Origin of the sequence: Maribacter sp. HTCC2170 (assembly GCF_000153165.2) — a bacterium.
Classification (GTDB): Bacteria; Bacteroidota; Bacteroidia; order Flavobacteriales; family Flavobacteriaceae; genus Maribacter_A.
Window position 1 is genome coordinate 1,095,020 of record NC_014472.1, and the last position, 20,633, is coordinate 1,115,652.

General features: G+C 36.8%; 21 protein-coding genes. 3 read left to right on the plus strand and 18 right to left on the minus strand.

Annotated elements, in window-relative coordinates; all coding sequences use genetic code 11:
• From dsrP to FB2170_RS05065, 16 genes are all read right to left on the minus strand, one after another.
• Positions 1-1,227 (minus strand): sulfate reduction electron transfer complex DsrMKJOP subunit DsrP, encoded by a 1,227-nt coding sequence (gene dsrP / locus FB2170_RS04990; protein WP_013305432.1) that lies wholly within the window; start codon positions 1,225-1,227, stop codon positions 1-3.
• 35 nt (positions 1,228-1,262) lie between these two features.
• Complete coding sequence (locus tag FB2170_RS04995; RefSeq protein ID WP_013305433.1) at positions 1,263-2,384, minus strand: 4Fe-4S dicluster domain-containing protein; 1,122 nt, start codon at positions 2,382-2,384, stop codon at positions 1,263-1,265.
• A 38-nt stretch (positions 2,385-2,422) separates the two neighbouring features.
• Positions 2,423-3,052 carry a cytochrome c3 family protein gene (locus FB2170_RS05000; protein ID WP_013305434.1) on the minus strand — a complete coding sequence of 210 codons (630 nt, stop codon included), beginning with the start codon at positions 3,050-3,052 and terminating at the stop codon, positions 2,423-2,425.
• Positions 3,052-3,735 carry a nitrate reductase cytochrome c-type subunit gene (locus tag FB2170_RS05005; RefSeq protein ID WP_013305435.1) on the minus strand — a complete coding sequence of 228 codons (684 nt, stop codon included), beginning with the start codon at positions 3,733-3,735 and terminating at the stop codon, positions 3,052-3,054. Before FB2170_RS05005 ends, FB2170_RS05000 begins: the two co-directional genes overlap by 1 nt.
• A 2-nt stretch (positions 3,736-3,737) precedes the next feature.
• On the minus strand, positions 3,738-6,065 hold the full coding sequence (locus FB2170_RS05010) for a molybdopterin-dependent oxidoreductase (protein WP_013305436.1): 2,328 nt from the start codon (positions 6,063-6,065) through the stop codon (positions 3,738-3,740).
• A 4-nt stretch (positions 6,066-6,069) separates the two neighbouring features.
• Positions 6,070-6,309 carry a hypothetical protein gene (locus FB2170_RS05015; RefSeq protein WP_013305437.1) on the minus strand — a complete coding sequence of 80 codons (240 nt, stop codon included), beginning with the start codon at positions 6,307-6,309 and terminating at the stop codon, positions 6,070-6,072.
• A gap of 341 nt (positions 6,310-6,650) precedes the next feature.
• Positions 6,651-7,856: a hypothetical protein gene (locus FB2170_RS05020; protein ID WP_013305438.1), complete on the minus strand. Its 1,206-nt coding sequence runs from the start codon at positions 7,854-7,856 to the stop codon at positions 6,651-6,653.
• Between the two features lie 29 nt (positions 7,857-7,885).
• A complete protein-coding gene (locus FB2170_RS05025) occupies positions 7,886-8,668 on the minus strand; it encodes an ABC transporter permease (RefSeq protein WP_013305439.1) in 783 nt (260 codons plus the stop codon).
• The gene (locus FB2170_RS05030; RefSeq protein ID WP_013305440.1) at positions 8,661-9,371 is read right to left on the minus strand and encodes an ABC transporter ATP-binding protein; all 711 of its coding nucleotides are present in this window, start codon (positions 9,369-9,371) and stop codon (positions 8,661-8,663) included. The genes FB2170_RS05025 and FB2170_RS05030 overlap by 8 nt, the downstream gene beginning before the upstream one ends.
• On the minus strand, positions 9,368-10,606 hold the full coding sequence (locus tag FB2170_RS05035) for a nitrous oxide reductase family maturation protein NosD (RefSeq protein WP_013305441.1): 1,239 nt from the start codon (positions 10,604-10,606) through the stop codon (positions 9,368-9,370). The genes FB2170_RS05030 and FB2170_RS05035 overlap by 4 nt, the downstream gene beginning before the upstream one ends.
• Positions 10,606-10,899 (minus strand): cupin domain-containing protein, encoded by a 294-nt coding sequence (locus FB2170_RS05040; RefSeq protein WP_013305442.1) that lies wholly within the window; start codon positions 10,897-10,899, stop codon positions 10,606-10,608. The genes FB2170_RS05035 and FB2170_RS05040 overlap by 1 nt, the downstream gene beginning before the upstream one ends.
• Before the next feature lie 86 nt (positions 10,900-10,985).
• Positions 10,986-11,426 (minus strand): nitrous oxide reductase accessory protein NosL, encoded by a 441-nt coding sequence (locus tag FB2170_RS05045; protein WP_041633051.1) that lies wholly within the window; start codon positions 11,424-11,426, stop codon positions 10,986-10,988.
• 15 nt (positions 11,427-11,441) lie between these two features.
• Complete coding sequence (locus tag FB2170_RS05050) at positions 11,442-12,023, minus strand: hypothetical protein (RefSeq protein WP_013305444.1); 582 nt, start codon at positions 12,021-12,023, stop codon at positions 11,442-11,444.
• A 90-nt stretch (positions 12,024-12,113) separates the two neighbouring features.
• On the minus strand, positions 12,114-14,069 hold the full coding sequence (gene nosZ, locus FB2170_RS05055) for a Sec-dependent nitrous-oxide reductase (protein WP_013305445.1): 1,956 nt from the start codon (positions 14,067-14,069) through the stop codon (positions 12,114-12,116).
• 32 nt (positions 14,070-14,101) lie between these two features.
• Positions 14,102-14,683 (minus strand): fasciclin domain-containing protein, encoded by a 582-nt coding sequence (locus tag FB2170_RS05060; RefSeq protein ID WP_013305446.1) that lies wholly within the window; start codon positions 14,681-14,683, stop codon positions 14,102-14,104.
• A gap of 11 nt (positions 14,684-14,694) precedes the next feature.
• Positions 14,695-15,198 (minus strand): c-type cytochrome, encoded by a 504-nt coding sequence (locus FB2170_RS05065; protein WP_013305447.1) that lies wholly within the window; start codon positions 15,196-15,198, stop codon positions 14,695-14,697.
• Between the two features lie 123 nt (positions 15,199-15,321).
• Between FB2170_RS05065 and FB2170_RS05070 the strand changes: the two genes are divergently transcribed.
• From FB2170_RS05070 to FB2170_RS05080, 3 genes are all read left to right on the plus strand, one after another.
• The gene (locus tag FB2170_RS05070; protein ID WP_013305448.1) at positions 15,322-15,753 is read left to right on the plus strand and encodes an RrF2 family transcriptional regulator; all 432 of its coding nucleotides are present in this window, start codon (positions 15,322-15,324) and stop codon (positions 15,751-15,753) included.
• Between the two features lie 67 nt (positions 15,754-15,820).
• Positions 15,821-17,212, plus strand: coding sequence for a Gfo/Idh/MocA family protein (locus FB2170_RS05075; protein WP_013305449.1), 1,392 nt, complete (start codon positions 15,821-15,823; stop codon positions 17,210-17,212).
• A 9-nt stretch (positions 17,213-17,221) separates the two neighbouring features.
• Positions 17,222-18,100, plus strand: a complete 879-nt coding sequence (locus FB2170_RS05080) for a PIG-L deacetylase family protein (protein ID WP_041632682.1) — start codon at positions 17,222-17,224, stop codon at positions 18,098-18,100.
• A 73-nt stretch (positions 18,101-18,173) separates the two neighbouring features.
• Here FB2170_RS05080 and FB2170_RS05085 read toward each other — a convergent pair whose 3' ends face one another.
• Positions 18,174-18,995 carry a universal stress protein gene (locus FB2170_RS05085; RefSeq protein ID WP_013305451.1) on the minus strand — a complete coding sequence of 274 codons (822 nt, stop codon included), beginning with the start codon at positions 18,993-18,995 and terminating at the stop codon, positions 18,174-18,176.
• 31 nt (positions 18,996-19,026) lie between these two features.
• Positions 19,027-20,388, minus strand: coding sequence for an oxygen-independent coproporphyrinogen III oxidase (gene hemN / locus FB2170_RS05090; RefSeq protein ID WP_041632683.1), 1,362 nt, complete (start codon positions 20,386-20,388; stop codon positions 19,027-19,029).
• Positions 20,389-20,633 lie beyond the last annotated feature (245 nt).

Genomic DNA, 20,633 nt, shown 5'->3' on the forward strand with positions numbered 1-20,633 from the left:
TCAAGATTCTTTTTTCCGAAATCTAAGTGCTCCTGTTTCAATTTTAATCGCTGTTTTTGCAAGCATTGTGAACACAAAAGCTCCTAGAGCCCAAATACCCAATGTTACGCCAATCTCAATTCCCGTGGGTGTATATTCTGCAATTTTTCCATAAGGTCCTGGAATAAAACCAGGAACAATCAAACCAAACCCTTTTTCAATCCATATGGCCACAAATAAAATAAAGCAAGCAAAATATAGTATTTTCGAGTTATTGCGAAGTTTATGGAATGTCAGGATTACGGTTGCCAGAACATTTAAGGAAATGGATGTCCATATCCAAGGCAATAAAGCTGTTTTACCATCCAATCCAAAGAAAAGATAATAGGCACTTTCACTATGATGTGTTGGTGCATAAAATTCTTTGAAAAGTTCAGAAATCAACATTATTAAATTTATTTGGGCCGCCACCGTAACTACCATGGCAATTTTTCTCAAGGTTTTGTTCTTGATTTTGAACGCAGTAAAAGTTCGTATAACAGCCAACACTAAAATTATCAGAGCTGGGCCGGCTGCGAATGCAGAAGCCAAAAAACGTGGTCCAAGAAGTGCATTGTTCCAAAATGGGCGAGCCTGTAATCCCTGATAAAGGAATGCCGTCACCAAATGAATTGCCACCGCCCAAAAAACAGATAAAAGAGCTCCGGGAATATAAACTTTTGAATTTGACTTTTTCCCTTGGTAATGTTTGAACAATATGTAAAATGGAATACTGATATTCAAAAATAGATAACCATTTAGTACCAGCACATCCCAGGTGAGCATTGAGTTAGGAAAATTAAAGACTCCTATCCCAGGTATCATATGCCACAATACGGAAGGTCCTCCCATATCTGCAACCACAAAGGCCAAACACATAATGAGTGCGGCAACCGCTATTCCTTCTCCTATAAGTACGGCCTGCTTAAAATCAATATCTTTTAAGACATAGGTAGGCATTACCAACATAACGGCCGCAGCGGCCACTCCAACCAAAAATGTAAAATTAGAAATATAGAGACCCCAACTAACTCTATCGGTCATCCCAGTAACACTTAAACCCTGATCCAATTGAACGGAATAACAATACATTCCGACCAACATAACAAAAGTTAAAAAAGCCATCCAGATATGGTATTTTTTAGAACCATGGGTAATGACATCCAAACTGTCTTTAACTAAACTACCAAAAACTCTAAGTCGACTCATTCTATATTTTGTTACCTCTTACTGTTTAATCGCTTTTAATCCATGAAATACCAGAACTTTGGTTCTGTTCCCAAATCTTCTTTAAGCCTAAATACTTTTTTATTCTCAAGTACCCATCTTATTGTACTATTTGGGTCTAACAGATTTCCAAAAATACGTGCTCCGGTAGGACATGCATCTACACAGGCTGGATTTTGACCTGCTCTGGAACGCTGGACACAAAAAGTACATTTTTCCATCACCCCTTTTTTACGCATCCGATTACCTAAGTAATGCTGGTTCTTGTTCACTTCTTCCTCAGGCACTTCCGGTCTGCTCCAATTAAAACGCCGACCATCATAGGGACAAGCTGCCATACAGTAGCGACAACCTACACACCAATCATAATCAATAACCACCAAGCCGTCGTCCTCTCGCCAAGTTGCTTGTACGGGGCAAACATCTACACAGGGAGGGTTGTCACAATGAAAACATTGTGTGCCCATATAAAAATGGCCTTCTGCAGGAACCTCATGATAATAATTATCATCCGCTTCATTAAAATTAAAGCCCTTTCCATCTTTCATTTCATGAATACGGATGTATTCCATTTGTGAGCTTCTATCTTGGTTGTTTTCTTCAACACAGGCACTCACACAATCCATATACCCCTGGCATTTAGAGATGTTGAAAGCATACCCAAAAAGCACATCTTCTTCTGCATTCTGGGAGGACATACTTATTGTTTTTCCTGTGCGCAACTGGTACGAACGAACCAATCTCTCAACCGTTGATCCCTTCTCCTCATCGGACATTAATTTATAGTTGCCCTTAAATTGTTCTTCCCAATCTATTTGAGCTTTTTCCTTGGTTTCCTCCCCTGCAATCATACTACATGATGTAGAAACCGCTCCAGCACCTATCATTAAACTAGCCGTAAGTTTTTTAAAAGCCGACCTTCTATCCATTTTTACATCAAAGACTTGCTCAAAACCATCTTTAGTTCTCTCTTCCCCAATAGAAGCATCAACCGCCGCTTGCAAGAATTTTTCTTCGTTCATTGGCTCTTGATGGCTATTACAAGTACCTGAGGTTTTTCCACATCCACAAGAACCTGGTGATTCCTTTTTTGTGCCACCGAGGTTTAGTGAAAACCATTTTTTATTATTATCGTTCATATCTTTACATTAGTATGATAACCACTTTGGCCTTTTAACTACTTTCTTTCTTTAATTTTTTGAGTGTTGAATCGTGCAGGCCATCTAGACTCAAAATGTGGTTTATGAGGGTTATGGCAATTCACGCAGGTCATCGAAACCCTTGGTGGTGCCCATCCTCCAACTTTTTTACCATGTCCGCCCCCTATCCAATCATCAAATTGTTTGGTATGGCATTGCATACATGTTTGGTAACTTCTATTAAAATCAATGGATGCTCCCGTAAGACTTGCTAGCTCATCCATATTTTTTCCATCATGACACGTTATGCAATTCATGGTATTCGAATCGGCATGTGACAAATCAATGTCCCAATGTGCCTTCTTTGCTGTTCCGCTTTGCATTTGTTCCAAAGGTTTAGAATGGCACTCGGTGCATGCATAGGATTTTATTTGGCTCTTATGTTCTGGTATCAGGAATGTATGGTCATCTTTAGTAACTTCGATAGTTTTTATATCCATAATATAATCCTCAGAAGAAATTGAGGTTCCGTCATAATCTTTACTTTCAGCCTCTATCTTATCCGTAATGCTATGATACTCTCCTTCTTTATGTTTGCATGAAGAAAAAGCACCGCTGAAAAGGAATAGGCAACTTAAAATGTATAGTATTTGATACGTGTTCTTCATTATTTTTTAGCTCTTAAAAATACACCGACGTCCGTGTTCTTTTTATTATTAAGTACATGACATTGCCTACAATTTATTCGTTCAGGGTGAGTAACCCGAATTTCTTTCGGAGCACTTGGTCCTGCATGACATGATAAACAATTCTCATGCATTTGTATCTGATGAGGAATCACTGGAGGGCTCCCAACCAAAGCATTGTTAATCCCAACTTCAGGTGCCGAAACCTGCGCATAGAATCCACTTTTGAATAATGTTTGTGTATTCTGGACTACGTGACATTGTCTACAATTGACCATTTCGGGATGGGGAACAACTGGAGCGTAAGCATTGAATTTTTCAGTAAATCCACCGTTCTGATGACATTTCAAACAAGCATTTCCACCCACATTTAGCTCATCAATTACGGCATGGGGAATGCTTGGTGGTGCTCCATGATATGCCCTATTGTCATAATATGTGGTCAATGTTCTTTGATGATCTTTATCCATTGGCATATTGGCGTAATCCAAGGCGTACTCGGAACGTTGAAAAACACCAGTTTCCGATGGGATTATCGAAGTGGGGTTATTGTTCTCAATAGGGATATAGGCTTCCTCCAGCCCTGATTGATAACTATAGTTCCATATGGCAATAAATGCAATGAAAAGAATTACGAACAATGAAATGACAGCTAATCTCTTCATAGCTATGCTTTTTCAATTTTAACAGCACACTTTTTAAAATCGGGCTCTTTTGAGATTGGACAAAAAGAGTCTAAAGTGACATCGTTGATCATCATATTCTCATCAAAAAATGGAACAAAAACTTGCCCTTTGGTTGGTAATCCTCTTTCGTTTATTGAAGCAGGTAATACACAAGAACCCCTTCGAGAAACTACCTTTATTTTTTCTCCATTTCTAATGCCCATTGCTCGAGCATCATCGGGGTGGAATTCAGCATAGGCGCTTGGCATTGCCTTGTGCAGCACGGGAATTCTACGAGTCATTGATCCGGTATGCCAATGTTCAATTACTCGTCCAGTATTTAACCAGAATGGGTATTCTTCATCAGGGATTTCGGGTGCAGGTTCATATGGACGCTGCCAAATAATGGCCTTACCATCTGGTTTACCGTAAAATTCAAAATCTTCACCATTTTTACATGCAGGATCGTATTTGGCGTTGAAACGCCATTGGGTGGATTTGCCCTCTACATAAGGCCAAATTACACCTGATTCCTTTTTAAGTACTTCTAACGGAGCCATACCATGTTTTGCCCCTTCGTGGAACTGACGGTATTCATTATAAATTTCTTCAACATGGTTCTCTTCACTATAAGGAAACAAATCCCCATAACCCATTCTTTTAGCAACTTCAATAGTCATCCAGGCATCTGGAGTAGTTTCTCCGGGGCCTTCCACCATTTTATTCCAATGTTGGGTTCTGCGCTCAGAATTTCCGTATAATCCATCTTTTTCAATATGCCAAGAAGCTGGTAAGATTACATCCGCTACATCCGATGTTGGCGTTGGAAACACATCAGAAACCACAACAAAACAGGATTCTTTTTCCATCGCGGGGCGATATCTACTCGTCTTGGGTAAAGAAACCAAAGGGTTTGTGACCTGGGTCCATATAAATTTAATTTCACCACGGTCTACCGCCCTAAACATTTCTGTTGTATGGTAGGTCGGTTTTGAAGGAATACGTTCGTAGGGTACTTTCCATATTTTGGCTGCCAAACGACGATGCTTCTCGTTCATCACCACTCCTTTAGGTAATTTATGTGTAAAAGTCCCTACTTCCCTTGCCGTACCACATGCAGAAGGCTGACCGGTCAATGAAAATGGGCCATTACCCGGTTGTGAAATTTTACCGGTAAGTAAATGAATATTATATACTAAATTATTCATCCACGTACCTCTAGTGTGTTGATTCATTCCCATGCACCAATAAGAAACCACTTTCTTATTTGGGTCACCATATATAGCAGCTAAATATTTTATGTCCTTTACGGAAACTTTCGAATACTTCGCGACTTTTTCTGGCGTGTAGTCTTCTAAAAAATTCTTATACGCTTCAAAATCTATTTTTTCGGGCTTGTCATTAAATTTGAATTTGTCTTCAAGGCCATACCCTATATTAGTAAGTCCTTTGCTAAAATTACAGTGCTTTTCTACAAACGATTTATTTACCCATCCATTATTAATGATTTCATAGCAAATAGCATTGGCAACAGCCAAATCTGTTTGAGGCTCAAATAAAATAGACCTATTCGAAACTGTACTTGATCGAGTTGTTCTTGTAGCAAAATCAATGATTTTGGCCCCTCTTCGATTTTTTTGCTCTAACATTCTAGAGAATAGTACAGGATGCATTTCGGCCATGTTATTACCCCATGTAATAAAATAGTCAGCATATTCTATATCCTCGTAACAGCCCATGGGCTCATCAGCACCAAAAGTGGTTAAAAAACCGGTCACTGCACTGGCCATGCATAAACGAGCATTACAATCCAAGTTATTGGTTCCTATAGCACCCTTCATAAGCTTTGATGCGACATAACCTTCCGGAATTGTTGACTGTCCAGAGGTATACATGGCGACAGAATCTTTACCATGATTTTCAATGGTCTCCTTCATTTTATCAGCTACAATATCCAAAGCTTCCCCAATTGGTGTTTTGACATATGTCCCGTTTTTCTTTACCAAGGCATGTGTTAACCTGTCTTTTGCCTGAATACACATGGTCTGGTGATACCCTTTAACACAAAGTAAACCTTTGTTAACGGCACTATTAGGATCCCCTTTAACCGCCACGGCTTTTCCATGCTCAACGCCGACCAAAATTCCACAACCAACCCCACAAAAACGACAAGGTCCTTTTTTCCAGTCTAGATTACCTCCTTTTGGAATATTCACTTCCTGCTCAGAAGCGAAAATAATCCCCGGAAACATAGTAGCTGCAGCCGTCATCGCAGCAGCAGTAGCCATTTTTTTAATAAAACTTCGTCTATTAGTAAGAGAGGTATACATAATGTTAATCTTTATTTGGTGTATCAAATCCTGAAACCATTGCTAGTAGTTTTAAGCTTTGAATGGTCTCGATTTTTTCCTTTAAAATATTTTCTTCTATGTCAGTTTCTGTATCCGTAATCACAATGAGGAGATTTTCATTTTCAGCAGGAATAACTTCACAGTTCTCCATTAAAGATAACTTGTCATAAAGTTCGCTTTTTTTTCCCTCTTGTGGATGTGCTAAATAGCTTATTATGGGCATATTATAGTTTTCTATAGATACAAAAAAGATAAAAATATCTTTTTATCCAAATTGGAATCATGACATTTGTCATAAATCAAATTTAAGAAGAACAGCAAGTTTGAGAAGAAACAGTGTCTTGTGTAACAAATGTTACATAACTTATTAACTTTAAGTTGATTAGAACTGAAAAGATAATACAGCTAGTTTTTAAACATTTTACTTTATTATTGAAATATAGAATCAATCTAAGTAGTACAGCAATGATTATAGGGGCAAAAGTATAGTTCGGATTAAAAACAATAGATTCTGTTGGAACAGTTTAATTCAGTAAAATATTGTTCTCTTTAAGGAAAATCATACTACTTTTTTATTTTCAAACTGTGTTGTAGTATGAATGTCATCCCAAAAAAAATGGCCAAGCTTCCTAGGGCCAGGACTTCAAAATAACCTCCAAAAAGTGATTCTCTTTGCCATGCCATTATTCCCTTGGCGAAAATCAAGAATTCAGTCAACAAAAAACCTGCCAGGTAAAGGTAGTAAGCCCTTCTTGATATTTTAAGCAATTTAAAATAGTTAAGAAACAATAGCAGGCCAATTGTAACCACGCCTAAAAAAGTCCAATGCAAATATCCAATGGTAAAATCTGTAATTGTCGCAGCTAAATTGGCAAAATAAGGGAACGCTGTTATAAGCTGTAGCATAATCTTTATGGTAAATAAAACACCAATTGTCAACAGTAAGTTTCTCTGGAACGAAGAAAGGATCTTAAATAGCCTTTTCCTTATCCTTTTTACAAAGAGTAACAGAACGGCAAACCCAACTATTTGAAACGTTGCACCAAAGCCTCCGATATAATAAAAGGCCATATGAGGTTCTATCCATAAAGTTGAAAGAAAAAATGAAAGCAGAATACCTAGATTAGTCCAAAGAAAAAAACGATTAAAAGTTACTTTCGGAATCTCAATTTCATTCTTTTCGAAAACATATACCAAAATACCAAAAAGCGCAAAAATCATCCAACCATTATATTGAAAATGAAGGTAGAAATAAATGGATAGTCGATACCAAATAGATTCTGCACCCAAAGTGTTCATTATAACGCCCAAAATCCATGGGCCCAAGCTTGATAAAACCATATACCACAAGGCTAACTTTATACACTTGTACGAATTGGTTTTCTTAAATAAAGAAGGTGCGTATTTCATGAAAAACCAAGTAAACCAATAAGAAGCAAATAGAAACAGTGTGGAGAAAATGATAGAGTAAAGGGCATATCCCTGAAAAGGAAAAGTAAGCAACATTCCTACAAGGGTAAGTTGTGTAAACCAAAAGATAAGTTTGTATTTCCCGTCAAGTTCTTGCTTTTCTAGAAATAACTTATATAACAATGTGGTCAAGCCCATATACACCCATCCCAAAAGCGCGATATGCGAATGTGTATGAACAATAAACTTATAGGTGGCGGGTATTTCAATTGAATGAAAGGATCTTAGCACCACACCAAGAACAGCAGCTATAATAAAATAGCCCAAGGATAGATTGATATGGCTTTTTAGATTCATCATTCTTAAAACGACAATTATAAGAATAAAATCTAAAAGTCCTTCCTCTTAGATTTATAGGCTAATCTCCAAATAGGAAGTACAGTCCAAAACAACAACATGACAATTGAAATCATTAAACCCAAATTGGTTCCAAAAAACGATTTAAATACAGCTCCTGTATAGCCCAAAAGAGCAGAAATATCAAGCTTTAACAAAATAAGTGTACGAGACAAATCTATTGGGTTGAGCATTGTCGCAACCAAAGAGAAAGAATCTAAAGGGTACTCCTCAAATATGATAAGTGATAATAAAAAGAGTCCATCATAGATAACAGCAAGAAATAACCATAATAAAACTGCGTATCCAAATCCCTTAATTTTGTTTTCATTAGACAAGGCTATATTAAAAGCCAAGGCCGTAAAAATTAAGGTCAAAAACGCACCAGTTATCAATAAGAGTGAAAAATCCCAAATAGCATCGCTTCGGAACAATCCGTAAAGAATAAATGGTATTCCCAATCCCAATACCAAGCTCATCATTAATGAACCGGCAACACCAAGGTACTGCCCTAAAAAGATTGAAGTACGTTTCAATGGCTGTGCCAGAAGTAATTCTGTAAATTCTTTGGAATTGTAGAAATACATTACACCAAAAATGGTACTTATCAAGGGCACCAGTACAATGATAACATTCATCAAGGTAATTACAGCTTTAGCAAGGTCATTATTCAAAAACAAAAGGACAAAGCCCAGTGCCAAATAGAATAAAAAATACACATAACTCCAGCGACTACGCATTAAATCGTAAAAACTATATTTAAGAATCTTAAGCATTTGCAGTCTGGGTTGATATGGCCGCTATGGCATGTTCAAAATCGGTTTGCTTGGTCTTTGTCATCAAATCTTCAATACTACCTTTAAAATAAATATTACCTTCTAATAGGTATACAATCTCATCAGCCATTTCTTCTACAAATTGCATAATATGAGTGGTAATTAAGATAGTCTTGTCGTTATTCTTTTCTTTAAGAATCAGTTCTTTTAATTTAATAAGTGATGCTGGATCCAAACCGGTTGTTGGCTCATCCAGAATAATTAAAGGGCTATCGAACATAAAGGTTAAAACAATATTCACCTTTTGCTTCGTACCCCCAGAAAGAGTTCCCAATTTTTTGTCCAAAAAAGGCTCTAAACCAAAAAGAGCTATCAACTCAGTTTCATTACTATTCTTTTCGCGCAAGTCTTTGATCATGCGTATCAATTCCTTAACCTTAAGGTTTCCAGGAAAATTGGCTATTTGAGGCAAATAATCAATTTCTTGGCGGTACTTCCAATTCTTTTTTATTGATTCTGCAAGAACAGAAATATTCCCTTTGTTGGGTACAACCATTCCTAAAATACTTTTTATCAATGTGGTCTTTCCTGAGCCATTAGGGCCAAGAACGGCAAAAATGCCACCTCCTGTTATATCTAGGTCCAAATTGGACAATACTTGGTTTTTACCAAATTTTTTATGTAGATCTTCTATTCTTATCATTCTGATGTTTTCATTAACGGCATGGCATCCAATAAGTTATCTGGCGTAAAAACTGGTGATACTTTTTCTGAGAAATCAATTATGTCCATAAACAAACTACGCAACAGGACAATTGTCTCTGGAGTACGGTTTACAATGTATGAAAACAATTTTACAGGACGGTAGGGCACATCACCAATCCCATCCTTGTCCAGGTCATATCCCGTATAGTTGCTCCAATAATTTTTTTCGAAGACATTATCATTCAATTTGCTATTATAGGAAATATCAAAAGAATTATATAGGAAGTTATTATTCTTAAAAGAATTGGTATAACAAGCTCCACGGACTTTTACCGCCCAACCATTTCTAACAAAACCATTGTTTTCATAAACTATCCTATTAGAACCTTCTATATTGATGCCTATTGTGTTCTCTTCAAATGTATTGCCCCTAATCTCAGCATCATTGATTTCTTTTAACAGCAAACCAAAAGAAGCTGTTCCCCAATTTTTCTTGAATACATTATTGAGCATTTTTATCTTCTTTGAGAACATTACTGCCACTCCTGCCCCATTGTTTTCAAATAAATTGTTCTCATATACATCATCATTTGAAAACATGAAATGCAGCCCATAACGAACATTGTTTGAGCTGGTATTATTCTTGATTGTGATATCATCGGAAAATTCAAGATAAATACCATCACGAACATGCTGAACAATGTTCTGCTCTACTTCAATGTTTTGACAATACCATAATTGAATACCATTGCCAGAATTGTACTCCTCGACCGCATCACCTATAATGTTATTGTGAAAGACTCTGCCATCCTTTGATTTCTCAAGATAAATACCAAAGAATAATTTCTCCAAGACCACATTTTGTATAAGGAAATTTTTGCTTTTAACCACCCGTATAGCCGCATAATCACTGGTATAACTTGTACCTACATTAATGATAAAAAGCCCATCAATCGTTACATTATCAGAAACAATTGTAATGATTTCACCTTGGTCTTCACCATCAATTATAGGGTAATTAACTCCTATAACAGTCAATGGTTTGTCTATGACAATATTAAATTCTTTGTACGTTCCCTTTTTAACTAATATTGTGTCAAAATCAGCAGCTAAGGCCACCCCGTTTTTAATTGTTTTAACTTCACAATCAATACAAACTTCAATGGTTTTACCCCATAAGGTAATGCCAATGAAGAAAACAAATACGGTTATTAATTGTTTTGACTTAATCATTATCTAATAATCAAGAACTTAGAATTTTCATTCGCCTTTACCGAATGGGGAACCTCCTTTGGAAAATCAAATAGTTGTTCGCTTGTTAATTGAAAGGATTTACCGTTGATATTAAACTGAATATCACCATCCAAAACAACTAATTGTGCATTGGTAGGAGAAGTATGCTCTGGAAAGTTAGCTCCTTTTTCCAAACTTATACTTAGTATTTCAAAGACATCATTTTTTACAACTTTCTCAACTTGAAGCCCTTCATGTTTCTGAACTGCAATTTTATTGTTTGTTTCGTACATATTCCAATTTGTTTAAATAAAAATGGTTAACAGAAATAACAAAGCATAATTTGCCTGTAAACCATTAACCATTAAAATACAATATTTTATTGCACCTTGAACTTAGTCAACAACTCATTCCAAGAATACAACTTCCCTTTATTTTCTGCTTCAATACTTTCAGCCTCTGTTCTAGTTGTAAAAGCTGATAAGTACTCACCCATAGGACTAGGGATATCCTTACTTATTAAAAAGGTTGCCTTTTTAGCATCTATTAATTCCCCAGGAACCTGAAAGTCATTCGCCAAGAAAAGCTCGACCGAAGACACATCAATATCTTTTAAATGGTTCACCATACACTCAATCGCATCAAATTTAAAGGCCTTCCCTTTTTTTGTCACAATTTCAGCTGCATGCTGTCTATCAACAATGGTCATTGAACAAAAGTGACAACCATCTGAACCATATACTATAGGATCAGGTTTAATTGAACAGCCCATGAATACAAAACCAATTGACAGCACCAAAATATTAATGAATGATTTCATTTTCATACTGTTGAGTTATTTTCCTTTTTTCCCTACAAAGAATGCAATGAATGATAATAACATACCAACACCCATAAAATATGCACCTAATTGTGGGTATGAATGAGCCCTGAAATTAAGAATATCCTTTGAACCAAACAATGGTGGTTGAAAGCCCATTACAGAACCATCGGGATTGGTGAATTTCATTATTGCTTTCGGATCTAAGTCATGACCATAATCATGTTCCCATAAATAAAAATCATACAAACCTGCGGCACTTAAAACGGCCATTAATATGAACCAATACAAATACCATTTATAATTTGCCTTAAATGCAATTAATAAACCTATGATTGTGGTTGTAATAATTCCAATCGGGAAAATTTTGAATTCTGGAATAGCGTCTGGAATATATTTCATTCCCACATAGTGGTTCATTAAATTGATATTCTTGATGTCATGAGGGTTGGCATCAGCAAAATCATTTATGTAAATATCCATGCCCAAAGGTGTAGGATATTGAGGAGCTTCTAAAGTAATGTTCCAAAGGGGAAACACGAAAAGCATTAATGGGAGTAAAACACCCAAAAACATTAAAATGCGCGATTTTTTCATTTTGAATTGGGAATTATGCTTATAAAAAGCGGGCTGTTACAAAGCCAACCCGCTTTTAAGTTTGAAATAAAATAATCTACAAAGGTGTTTTTATTCACCTAATGACCAAGAAAGGTCAATATTTGAATTAGCAGGAGACACCCTTATATAACCCTGCATTTCTTGGTGTAATGCTGAACAAAAATCTGTACAATAGAACGGCCATACACCAACTTGTTTAGGTTCCCAAACAAAAGACTCAGTTTGTCCAGGCATAATCAAAAGTTCAGATGTATTGGCCCCAATAACACTTACACCATGGGGAACATCATAATCTTGTTCTAAGTTCGTAACGTGAAAGTAGACCTTGTCACCAACTTTTACTCCTTCAATATTATCTGGGTTAAAGTGGCTACGAATCATTGTCATATAAATATGCACTTCTTTACCATTACGTACTACCTTAACATCATTATCATTGGTAGTGGCATATTCATGCTTATTATCTTCAAGATTGAAGATCTTCTTTGAATTAGCCTTCACAATATCAGCCGCTATACCAGCTGCATAGTGAGGTTCACCTATGGTTGGGAAATCTAACAACAACTCCATCTTCTCACCAGTGATATCATAAAGTTGGGCTGATTGAGTTACTTCAGGACCTGTAGGTAAATAACGGTCTTTAGTTATCTTGTTCATAGCCAAAACGTATTTACCAAAAGGCTTTCTGGAGTTACCTCCAGGAATCATTAAGTGACCTACTGAGTAATATGTTGGCTTTCTATCAATAACTTCCCATGTACCTAATTTCCACTTAACAACTTCAGAAGAAATAAAGAATGTGGTATACGCATTCCCCTGTCCGTCAAATTCTGTATGTAAAGGCCCAAGACCTGGTTGACTTACTGTACCAGCAAGAACATCTTCGAACTTCAAAATTGGAATTCCGTATGCTTCTCCATCGAATTTTTCATTTTCTATGGCAGATATCATTTTAGTAAATGAATGAACAGTTAAATCGGCAGATAATTTACCATTACCCACAATGTACTCACCAGATGGATCAACATCACAACCGTGAGGGGATTTAGGAGTAGGCAAGAAATAAACTGCTCCAGGAACTTCGGAGGGATCAACAACCAATACCTCTTTTTTCATAGTAGAAGTAGCAGTATGTGTATGCTCGTCATATACGTTATGTGCATAATTTGAAGGCATTTTTTTACCTCCACCATTGTTCACATATTCTTCGATTTTCTTCCAGTTAACAGCAGCGATAAAATCTTTATCATTCTGAGAGGCATTAACTTCTAACAAAGTATTTGCTTCCTCAGTATTATATGTTGTAAAGAAGAACCATCCGTGAGATGCTCCTCTACCAGGGTGAGAAAGATCATAATCAAAACCAGGCATCAACAGCTGGAATTTAATATCCATGCCGCCATCTTCTGGATCTACACTAATGAAAGATAAAGCTCCTTTAAAGTTTCCTTTATAATCTTTGATAGACATATCTCTTTGAGGAACAGGAACTGAGAAACGAGTACCAGCCACAACATATTCAGTGTTTTCAGTCACAAAAGAAGAACTGTGATTACCTGCACTATTAGGCACTTCAATGATTTCTGTTGTTTCAAAAGTAGTTAAATCAATTTTTGCAATACGAGGAGTATTGTTACCATTGATAAACACGTAACGACCATCTAATTCACCATTTGTTTGAGAAATATCAGGGTGGTGAGAATCATCCCAAGGTACAAAACCATGCGATGTATTCAACATTGGCTTTGTTTCCTCATTATAGCCATAAGCTTTTTCAGCATCCTGTGAAAATACAGGAATCACCTTAAATAAACGACCAGATGGAAGTCCATAAACAGATAACTGTCCACTAAATCCACCAGAGATGAAAGCATAGTACTCATCGTGTTCTCCGGGTGCAACATACACTTTCTCTGCTGCTCCTGAAGATAAAGCACCGTTGGTAGTCTTGGCTTTAGGTTGGCAGCTAGTTAACACCATCGCCAGTCCTAAAAAGGCAAGTATTGAATATTTGATTTTTTTCATTTTATTTAATTTACTTATTTATCTAGTTGTTATTATTCTGAAGGAGGCAACATTACTTTATCGATAACATGTACGATTCCATTTCCAGCTTTCACACTACCTAATATCTTAGCACCACCAACATATACATCGTCACCTTTTACCTCAACCATAACATTTTGGTTATTGGCCTGACCTAATTTTTTGAATTTCTTCAAAAAGTCTTTACTATAGTTTCCTGGGGTAACATGATATTTCAAAATATTTGCAAGATCGCCTTTGTTCTCAGGCTTTAATAAAGTGGCAACTGTACCCTCTGGAAGAGCGTCAAAAGCTGCATTTGTCGGTGCAAAAACCATTAAAGGTCCTGCATTCACCAAAGCATTTTCAAGCTCAGCTGCTTGTACTGCTGCTACCAGAGTAGTGTGATCAGGAGAACCTATTGCAATGTTTAAAATATTAGGGGTAGAACCATCATCTTCAATAAAGGCTTGACCTTGTTTTTTTACTTCTTTGGTTGCTGCCTCAGAAGTAGCTGCTGTCGTTTCTGACTTATTCTCATTTTTACAACCGACAAATAATATCAGCATAAAAAATGAACTTAAAATCATTCTTAATTTGGTTGTTGTTTTCATATTATTGTTAATTATAAGGTTCTAAAATACTCAAGTACAGCCCTTGCATCTTCTTCCGAAAGTCCTTGATTGGCCATTGGCGAACCATTGAACTCCATTAACAATTCTTTAGCAAGGGGATCTTCTTGCACCATTTTATCAGGATTAAGAATCATGTTCATTACCCACTCAGGAGTTCTTCTTTCCAAAATACCATCAGGCGCAGGCCCAATGAATTTTTTTCCAATTCTATGACAAGCTAGGCACATTTGATCATAGACTTCTTTTCCTTTAGCTGCCATGGCATCATCAATGGCATCTTCCAATGTTAAAGATGTTACAGGACCAACTCCCTTTGTAGTTAAATCAACTCGCTCAGAAGCTTTAGTCTCAGTAGCTGCCGAAGTTTCTACTTTTTTCTCTGTAGTTGCTTTTCGTTTTACACTAAAACCCTCCTTTTTCTTTTCTTCTTTACCACCACAACTTACGAGGAGCAGAGAGAAAAGGAGCACAACACTTTTAAATAATAGTTTCATTCTGGTATATTTATTGAATTATAGGGCAAAAATATGGGCGGCAATTTGCCTAAAATATGATATAAGTCATATTTAGGATAAAAATGTCTTTTTAATTTTATTTTTTCAAAAAATAATCATTAAATGTTCTCGAACTCCTCTAAATATGCCTTAAAGGCCGTATTGTATTTAGCCGTCAATTCAAGCGAATCGAACAAAATATTAGCAAAAAACATTAGTGAACCTATTAATGTACCTCAAGCGTATTTGGCAAAACTGTTGCAAGAACTTTCAAGATACAATATCGTCTCGTCAACTAGAGGCCCAAATGGCGGGTTTTACCTTAGCGGCCAGAATAAGAAAACCACATTAATTGAGATTGTAAATGTAATTGACGGCGATAACAGACTAAACTCCTGTTTATTGAGCTTACAAAATTGTGATAATGAAAAACCCTGCCCACTTCATGAATTTGCCGCACCTTTTAGAACTGATCTTTTGAAAAACCTTGAGAACAGCTCCATCGAGGATTTGGCCTTAAGTGTCAAAAAAGGCAATTCATTTCTTCCCTTATAAAATCTTATTCTTTAGCTAAAATGCGTAACTTTCTGTTATAATATTATTATACATAATTCGACGAGTTATGGGTCAAAATAAAACTAGAAGGTCCTTTTTAAAAAAGGCAACATTAAGCACCGCTGCATTAACGTCTGCACCATATATTTTTGGATCGTCTTATGAACAGAAAATTCTTCTGAAAAAAAAGTATGATTTAGACGATTATTCGCAAAATGACCAAATAAATTTAGGGTTGATTGGGTCAGGCATTCAGGGTATTTATGATACGACTGCAGCCCTGAAAGTAAATGGTGTTAAATTGGTTGCGGTATGTGATTTATACCTGGGGCGACTAGATCGAGCCAAAGAACTCTGGGGCAATGATATATGGACCACAAGAGACTATAGACAACTTTTAAACAGAAAAGATATTGATGCGGTTATAGTGGCAACACCAGATCACTGGCACAAGAAAATAACAATTGATACAATGAAAGCGGGTAAAGCCGTTTATTGTGAAAAGCCAATGGTTCAGAATTTTACCGAAGGCCATGATATAATAAAAATACAGAAGCAAACTGGGATGCTTTGTCAAGTAGGTAGCCAAGGAATGTCTTCATTGGGTAATGAGAAGGCCAAACAATTATATCAAGACGGTGCCATAGGTGACCTAGTCATGCTTGATATGTTCAATGACCGTTATTCAGCAGAAGGAGCATGGCAGTACCCTATTCCACCCGATGCTAATCCTGAAACAGTTGATTACGATACTTTTTTAGGAAGAGCACCAAAAACACCTTTTGATATGACCCGATTCTTTAGGTGGAGGAATTATAAAGATTATGGTACGGGCGTAGCTGGAGACCTCTTTGTGCACGCTTTTTCAACACTGAATCATGTTATTAGTTCTCATGGACCAAACAGGGCAATGGCAACAGGAGGTCTGCGTTATTGGAAAGATGGGCGCGATGTGCCCGATGTGAGCATAACCCTATATGATTATCCCAAGACCGATACGCACGCGGCTTTCAATGCTGTTTTTCGCATAAATTTTATCGCTGGAAGTGGTGGTGGTGGTGGATTTAAGTTAATTGGCACAGAGGGCGAAATGCATGTGGGTCAGAATTCTGTGAAATTGGTGCGTTCTAAATTGGGAATGGTACCCGGAGGATATTCTATGATCGCATATACTGAGGATACACAGGAACAAATCAAACGCAATTATGCAGCACAAAATTTGGAAACAAGGTCTTCGGCACTTAATATAGGCGAGACTACTTGGGAAGCACCAAAAGATTATAAAGGTGGTCACTACGACCATTTTTATAATTTCTTCCAAAGCATACGTGCTAAAAAAACAGTTAGACAAGATCCAACATTTGGATTAAGAGCTGCGGGAGCAGCATTGTTGGCCAATGAGAGTTATTATCAAAGCAAGGCAATAGGTTGGAACCCTACTACTATGAAATTATTGTAAACCCTAATTATGAAAAGAACAGTCTTTTTCCTTTGTCTTCTACTTTTATCTTTTATCAACTACTCCCAGTCGAACCCCCTTAATATTGTGGTCATCGGAGCACATCCTGATGATTGTGATATCGACGCTGGAGGTACAGCAATATTGTTCTCAAAAATGGGCCATAGGGTTAAATTTGTTTCACTTACAAATGGTGATGCAGGTCACTATGCCATGGGTGGCGGCGAACTTGCCAAGGTGCGGATTGCCGAAGCGAAAGAAGCCGGAAAACGATTTGGCGTTGAATATGTTGTTCTTGACAATCATGATGGTGAATTAATGCCAACTTTGGAAAATCGATTAAAAGTCATTCGAGAAATAAGAAAATGGAAAGCCGATATTGTTATTGCCCCAAGACCAAATGACTACCACCCCGACCACAGATACACTGGTATTTTGGTGCAAGATGCGGCCTTTATGGTCATAGTTCCTAACATAGCCCCTGAGGTTCCTGCTCTTAAAAAAAACCCTGTTTTCTTATACTCAGAGGATAAATTTCAAAGGCCAAATTCATTTAAACCGGATATTGCAATAAACATTGATAGTGTTTTTAACCAAAAAATATATGCCATGTCTGCACATGAATCGCAATTTTTTGAATGGTTACCTTGGCTTTCGGGCAATATGAAGAATGTACCTAAAGACGAAAAAGACCGCTTAAAAATGCTTGCCAAATGGCGTTATAAACCTTTGAGTGAAACAACCAAAGAATGTTTGAAAAAATGGTATGGTGAAAAAAAAGCATCAATGACCAAGTATGCAGAAATATTTGAAATATGTGAATATGGGTCCCAACCAACAGAAGATGAGATACATGAATTATTTCCTATGCTCTTAAAAAAGGACTAGATAAATGACAAAAAAAGGGAAGCCAATAACTGGCTTCCCTACTAAACATCAATTTAACATAAATAATTGACAACTAAATCCTGAATGTTACCACTGGCACATTGGAGTGGTTCGCAATATCTTCACCTATACTGCCCATGAAAAAGTGAGACAAGCCTTTTCGGCCATGCGTAGGTATTCCAATAATATCGGCACTTATATTTTCACCATAATTAAGTATACCTTTCTCTATATTGTAATCGTTAAAAATCTCAACAGATATTCCTGCTCCGGCCTTACCCAAGAATTTTGAAATTCTTTCATATGCATCCTTTGTGCTGAGAAAATCATCACCCGGAGTGTTTATATAAACCAATTTCAGTTCGGCGGACAACATTTCTGCAAACTGCTTTGCCTTCTGGAAAGCTTCAAGACTTTCATCCTTGAATCCACAAGCAAATAAGAAGGTATCAACTTTGAAATCAACATGTTCTTTCTTTATTACCAATACCGGTATCTCGGCATTGCGAACAACTCTTTCAGCATTTGAACCAACAAAAATTTCCTTTAAACCGTCGGTGCCATGAGAACCCATGACTATCATATCTGCATTGTTCTTTTTAGCAACATCGTTTACTTCGCTAAAAACTTTAAAATGCTTTACTACAGGAGTAATATTTATTCCCTCTAAATAGGTCTTTTTCAAAAACTTATTAAATCTTTTCTCGGCCAACTTTATCAAGAAAACTGTTTGTTCAGGATGAAAACCTTCTGAAGAAGTAATCATCGCCTGGTTCAATTCCAACATATGTAGAACCAAAATTTCAGCATTATGCTTTTTTGCCAATGAAGCTGCAACCTGCAAGGCATAATCCGATTGCTCCGAAAAATCAACTGGTACAACTATTTTTTTCATAATGTTTAGTTTTAAAAATTAGTCCAAAAATTCAAATCGTCATCGAGAACAACCTTGTTTCTGGTTCTTTTCGATGTAATAGAACGTCAAAAGCCATACAAATATTACGTATAAAAGGTTGGCCTTTTGGTGTGACCTTCAATTCATTAAGTCCTATATCTACTAGTCCGTCCAACTCCATTTCATGTAATTTGCCCATTACAATTGGTAGTTCTGGAAAACGTTCACCTTCTTTTTCCCAAGAAGTCCTGAAGCGGCACATCAAATTCAATATATGCTGGCGAATTTTTTGATCCTCCTTAGTTAAAATATGTCCTCTATAAATAGGAATAACACCATTATCAACTAAATGCTTATACTCCTCAATGCTTTTTACATTTTGGGCAAAACTGTACCAGCTGTCACTAATACTTGATGCGCCCAAACCTACCATCAATTTTGTTTTAGAGGCTGTATACCCCATAAAGTTCCGGTGTAACTCCCCAGAAATCATTGACTGGTACAAACTGTCACTTTCCAGCGCAAAATGATCCATGCCTATTTCCTCATAGCCCACTTTTGATAAAAGTTCTTTTCCTTTCTCATACTGGATTCTTTTCTCATCGGCAGAAGGCAAATCTTCATCTTTAAAACCACGCTGTCCATTACCTTTTAACCATGGTACATGGGCATAACTATAAAAAGCCAGACGATCTGGCATTAATGCTTTTGTCTTTAAAATTGTTTCTTCAACATGTTCCAAAGTTTGATGTGGCAGTCCAAAGATTATATCGTGGCCTATTGATTCATATCCAATTTCTCGAGCGGCCTGAGTTACTTTTTTCACATTTTCAAAAGGCTGAACTCGGTGAATTGATTTTTGCACTTTTTCATTATAATCCTGCACCCCATAACTTACTCTTCTAAACCCTACATCGTATAATGTCTGTAGATGTTCTTTTGTCGTATTGTTAGGGTGGCCCTCAAAACTAAATTCATATTCCCTTGACCTCTCAGCCAATCTAAAAATTCCGTCAATGAGCATCTTTAGGTTTTCAGGAGAGAAAAAAGTGGGAGTACCCCCACCTAAGTGCAACTCTTTTATTATGGGCTTTGAGCCAAAAAGATTGCAGTATAATTTCCACTCTTTCAGCAGTGAATCTATATATGGGGTTTCTACTGTATGCTGTTTGGTAATTCGTTTGTGGCAGCCACAAAATGTACACAAACTCTCACAAAATGGTAGATGTATATAAATACTTATCCCCTCTTTTTCATTGCTTTCATCAAAACTCTTTTTGAGAGAGGTCTTCCATTTTGCGCCAGAAAATGTTTCCAAATTCCAATAGGGCACAGTAGGGTAACTAGTATATCTAGGACCTGGTATATTATATTTTTGCACTAGGTTGCTCATAGGCACATTTACAATCGTCACAAACATACGACGGCTAAGCCTTGAATAATATGACAATTGTCAGTTTAGCCTCGCAACGCCCATTATCAAAAGGATTCAGGTTTCATGAACTAAATCTTTAAATAATAACAGAACACAGCTAGAAGTCTTGGATGAAATGTGCCTCTTTTTTCAACTATAAAATTCGATATACAACGAAATATACATCCCATTTCCTGTCAAATGAACTATTTTTGCCCCTTTAA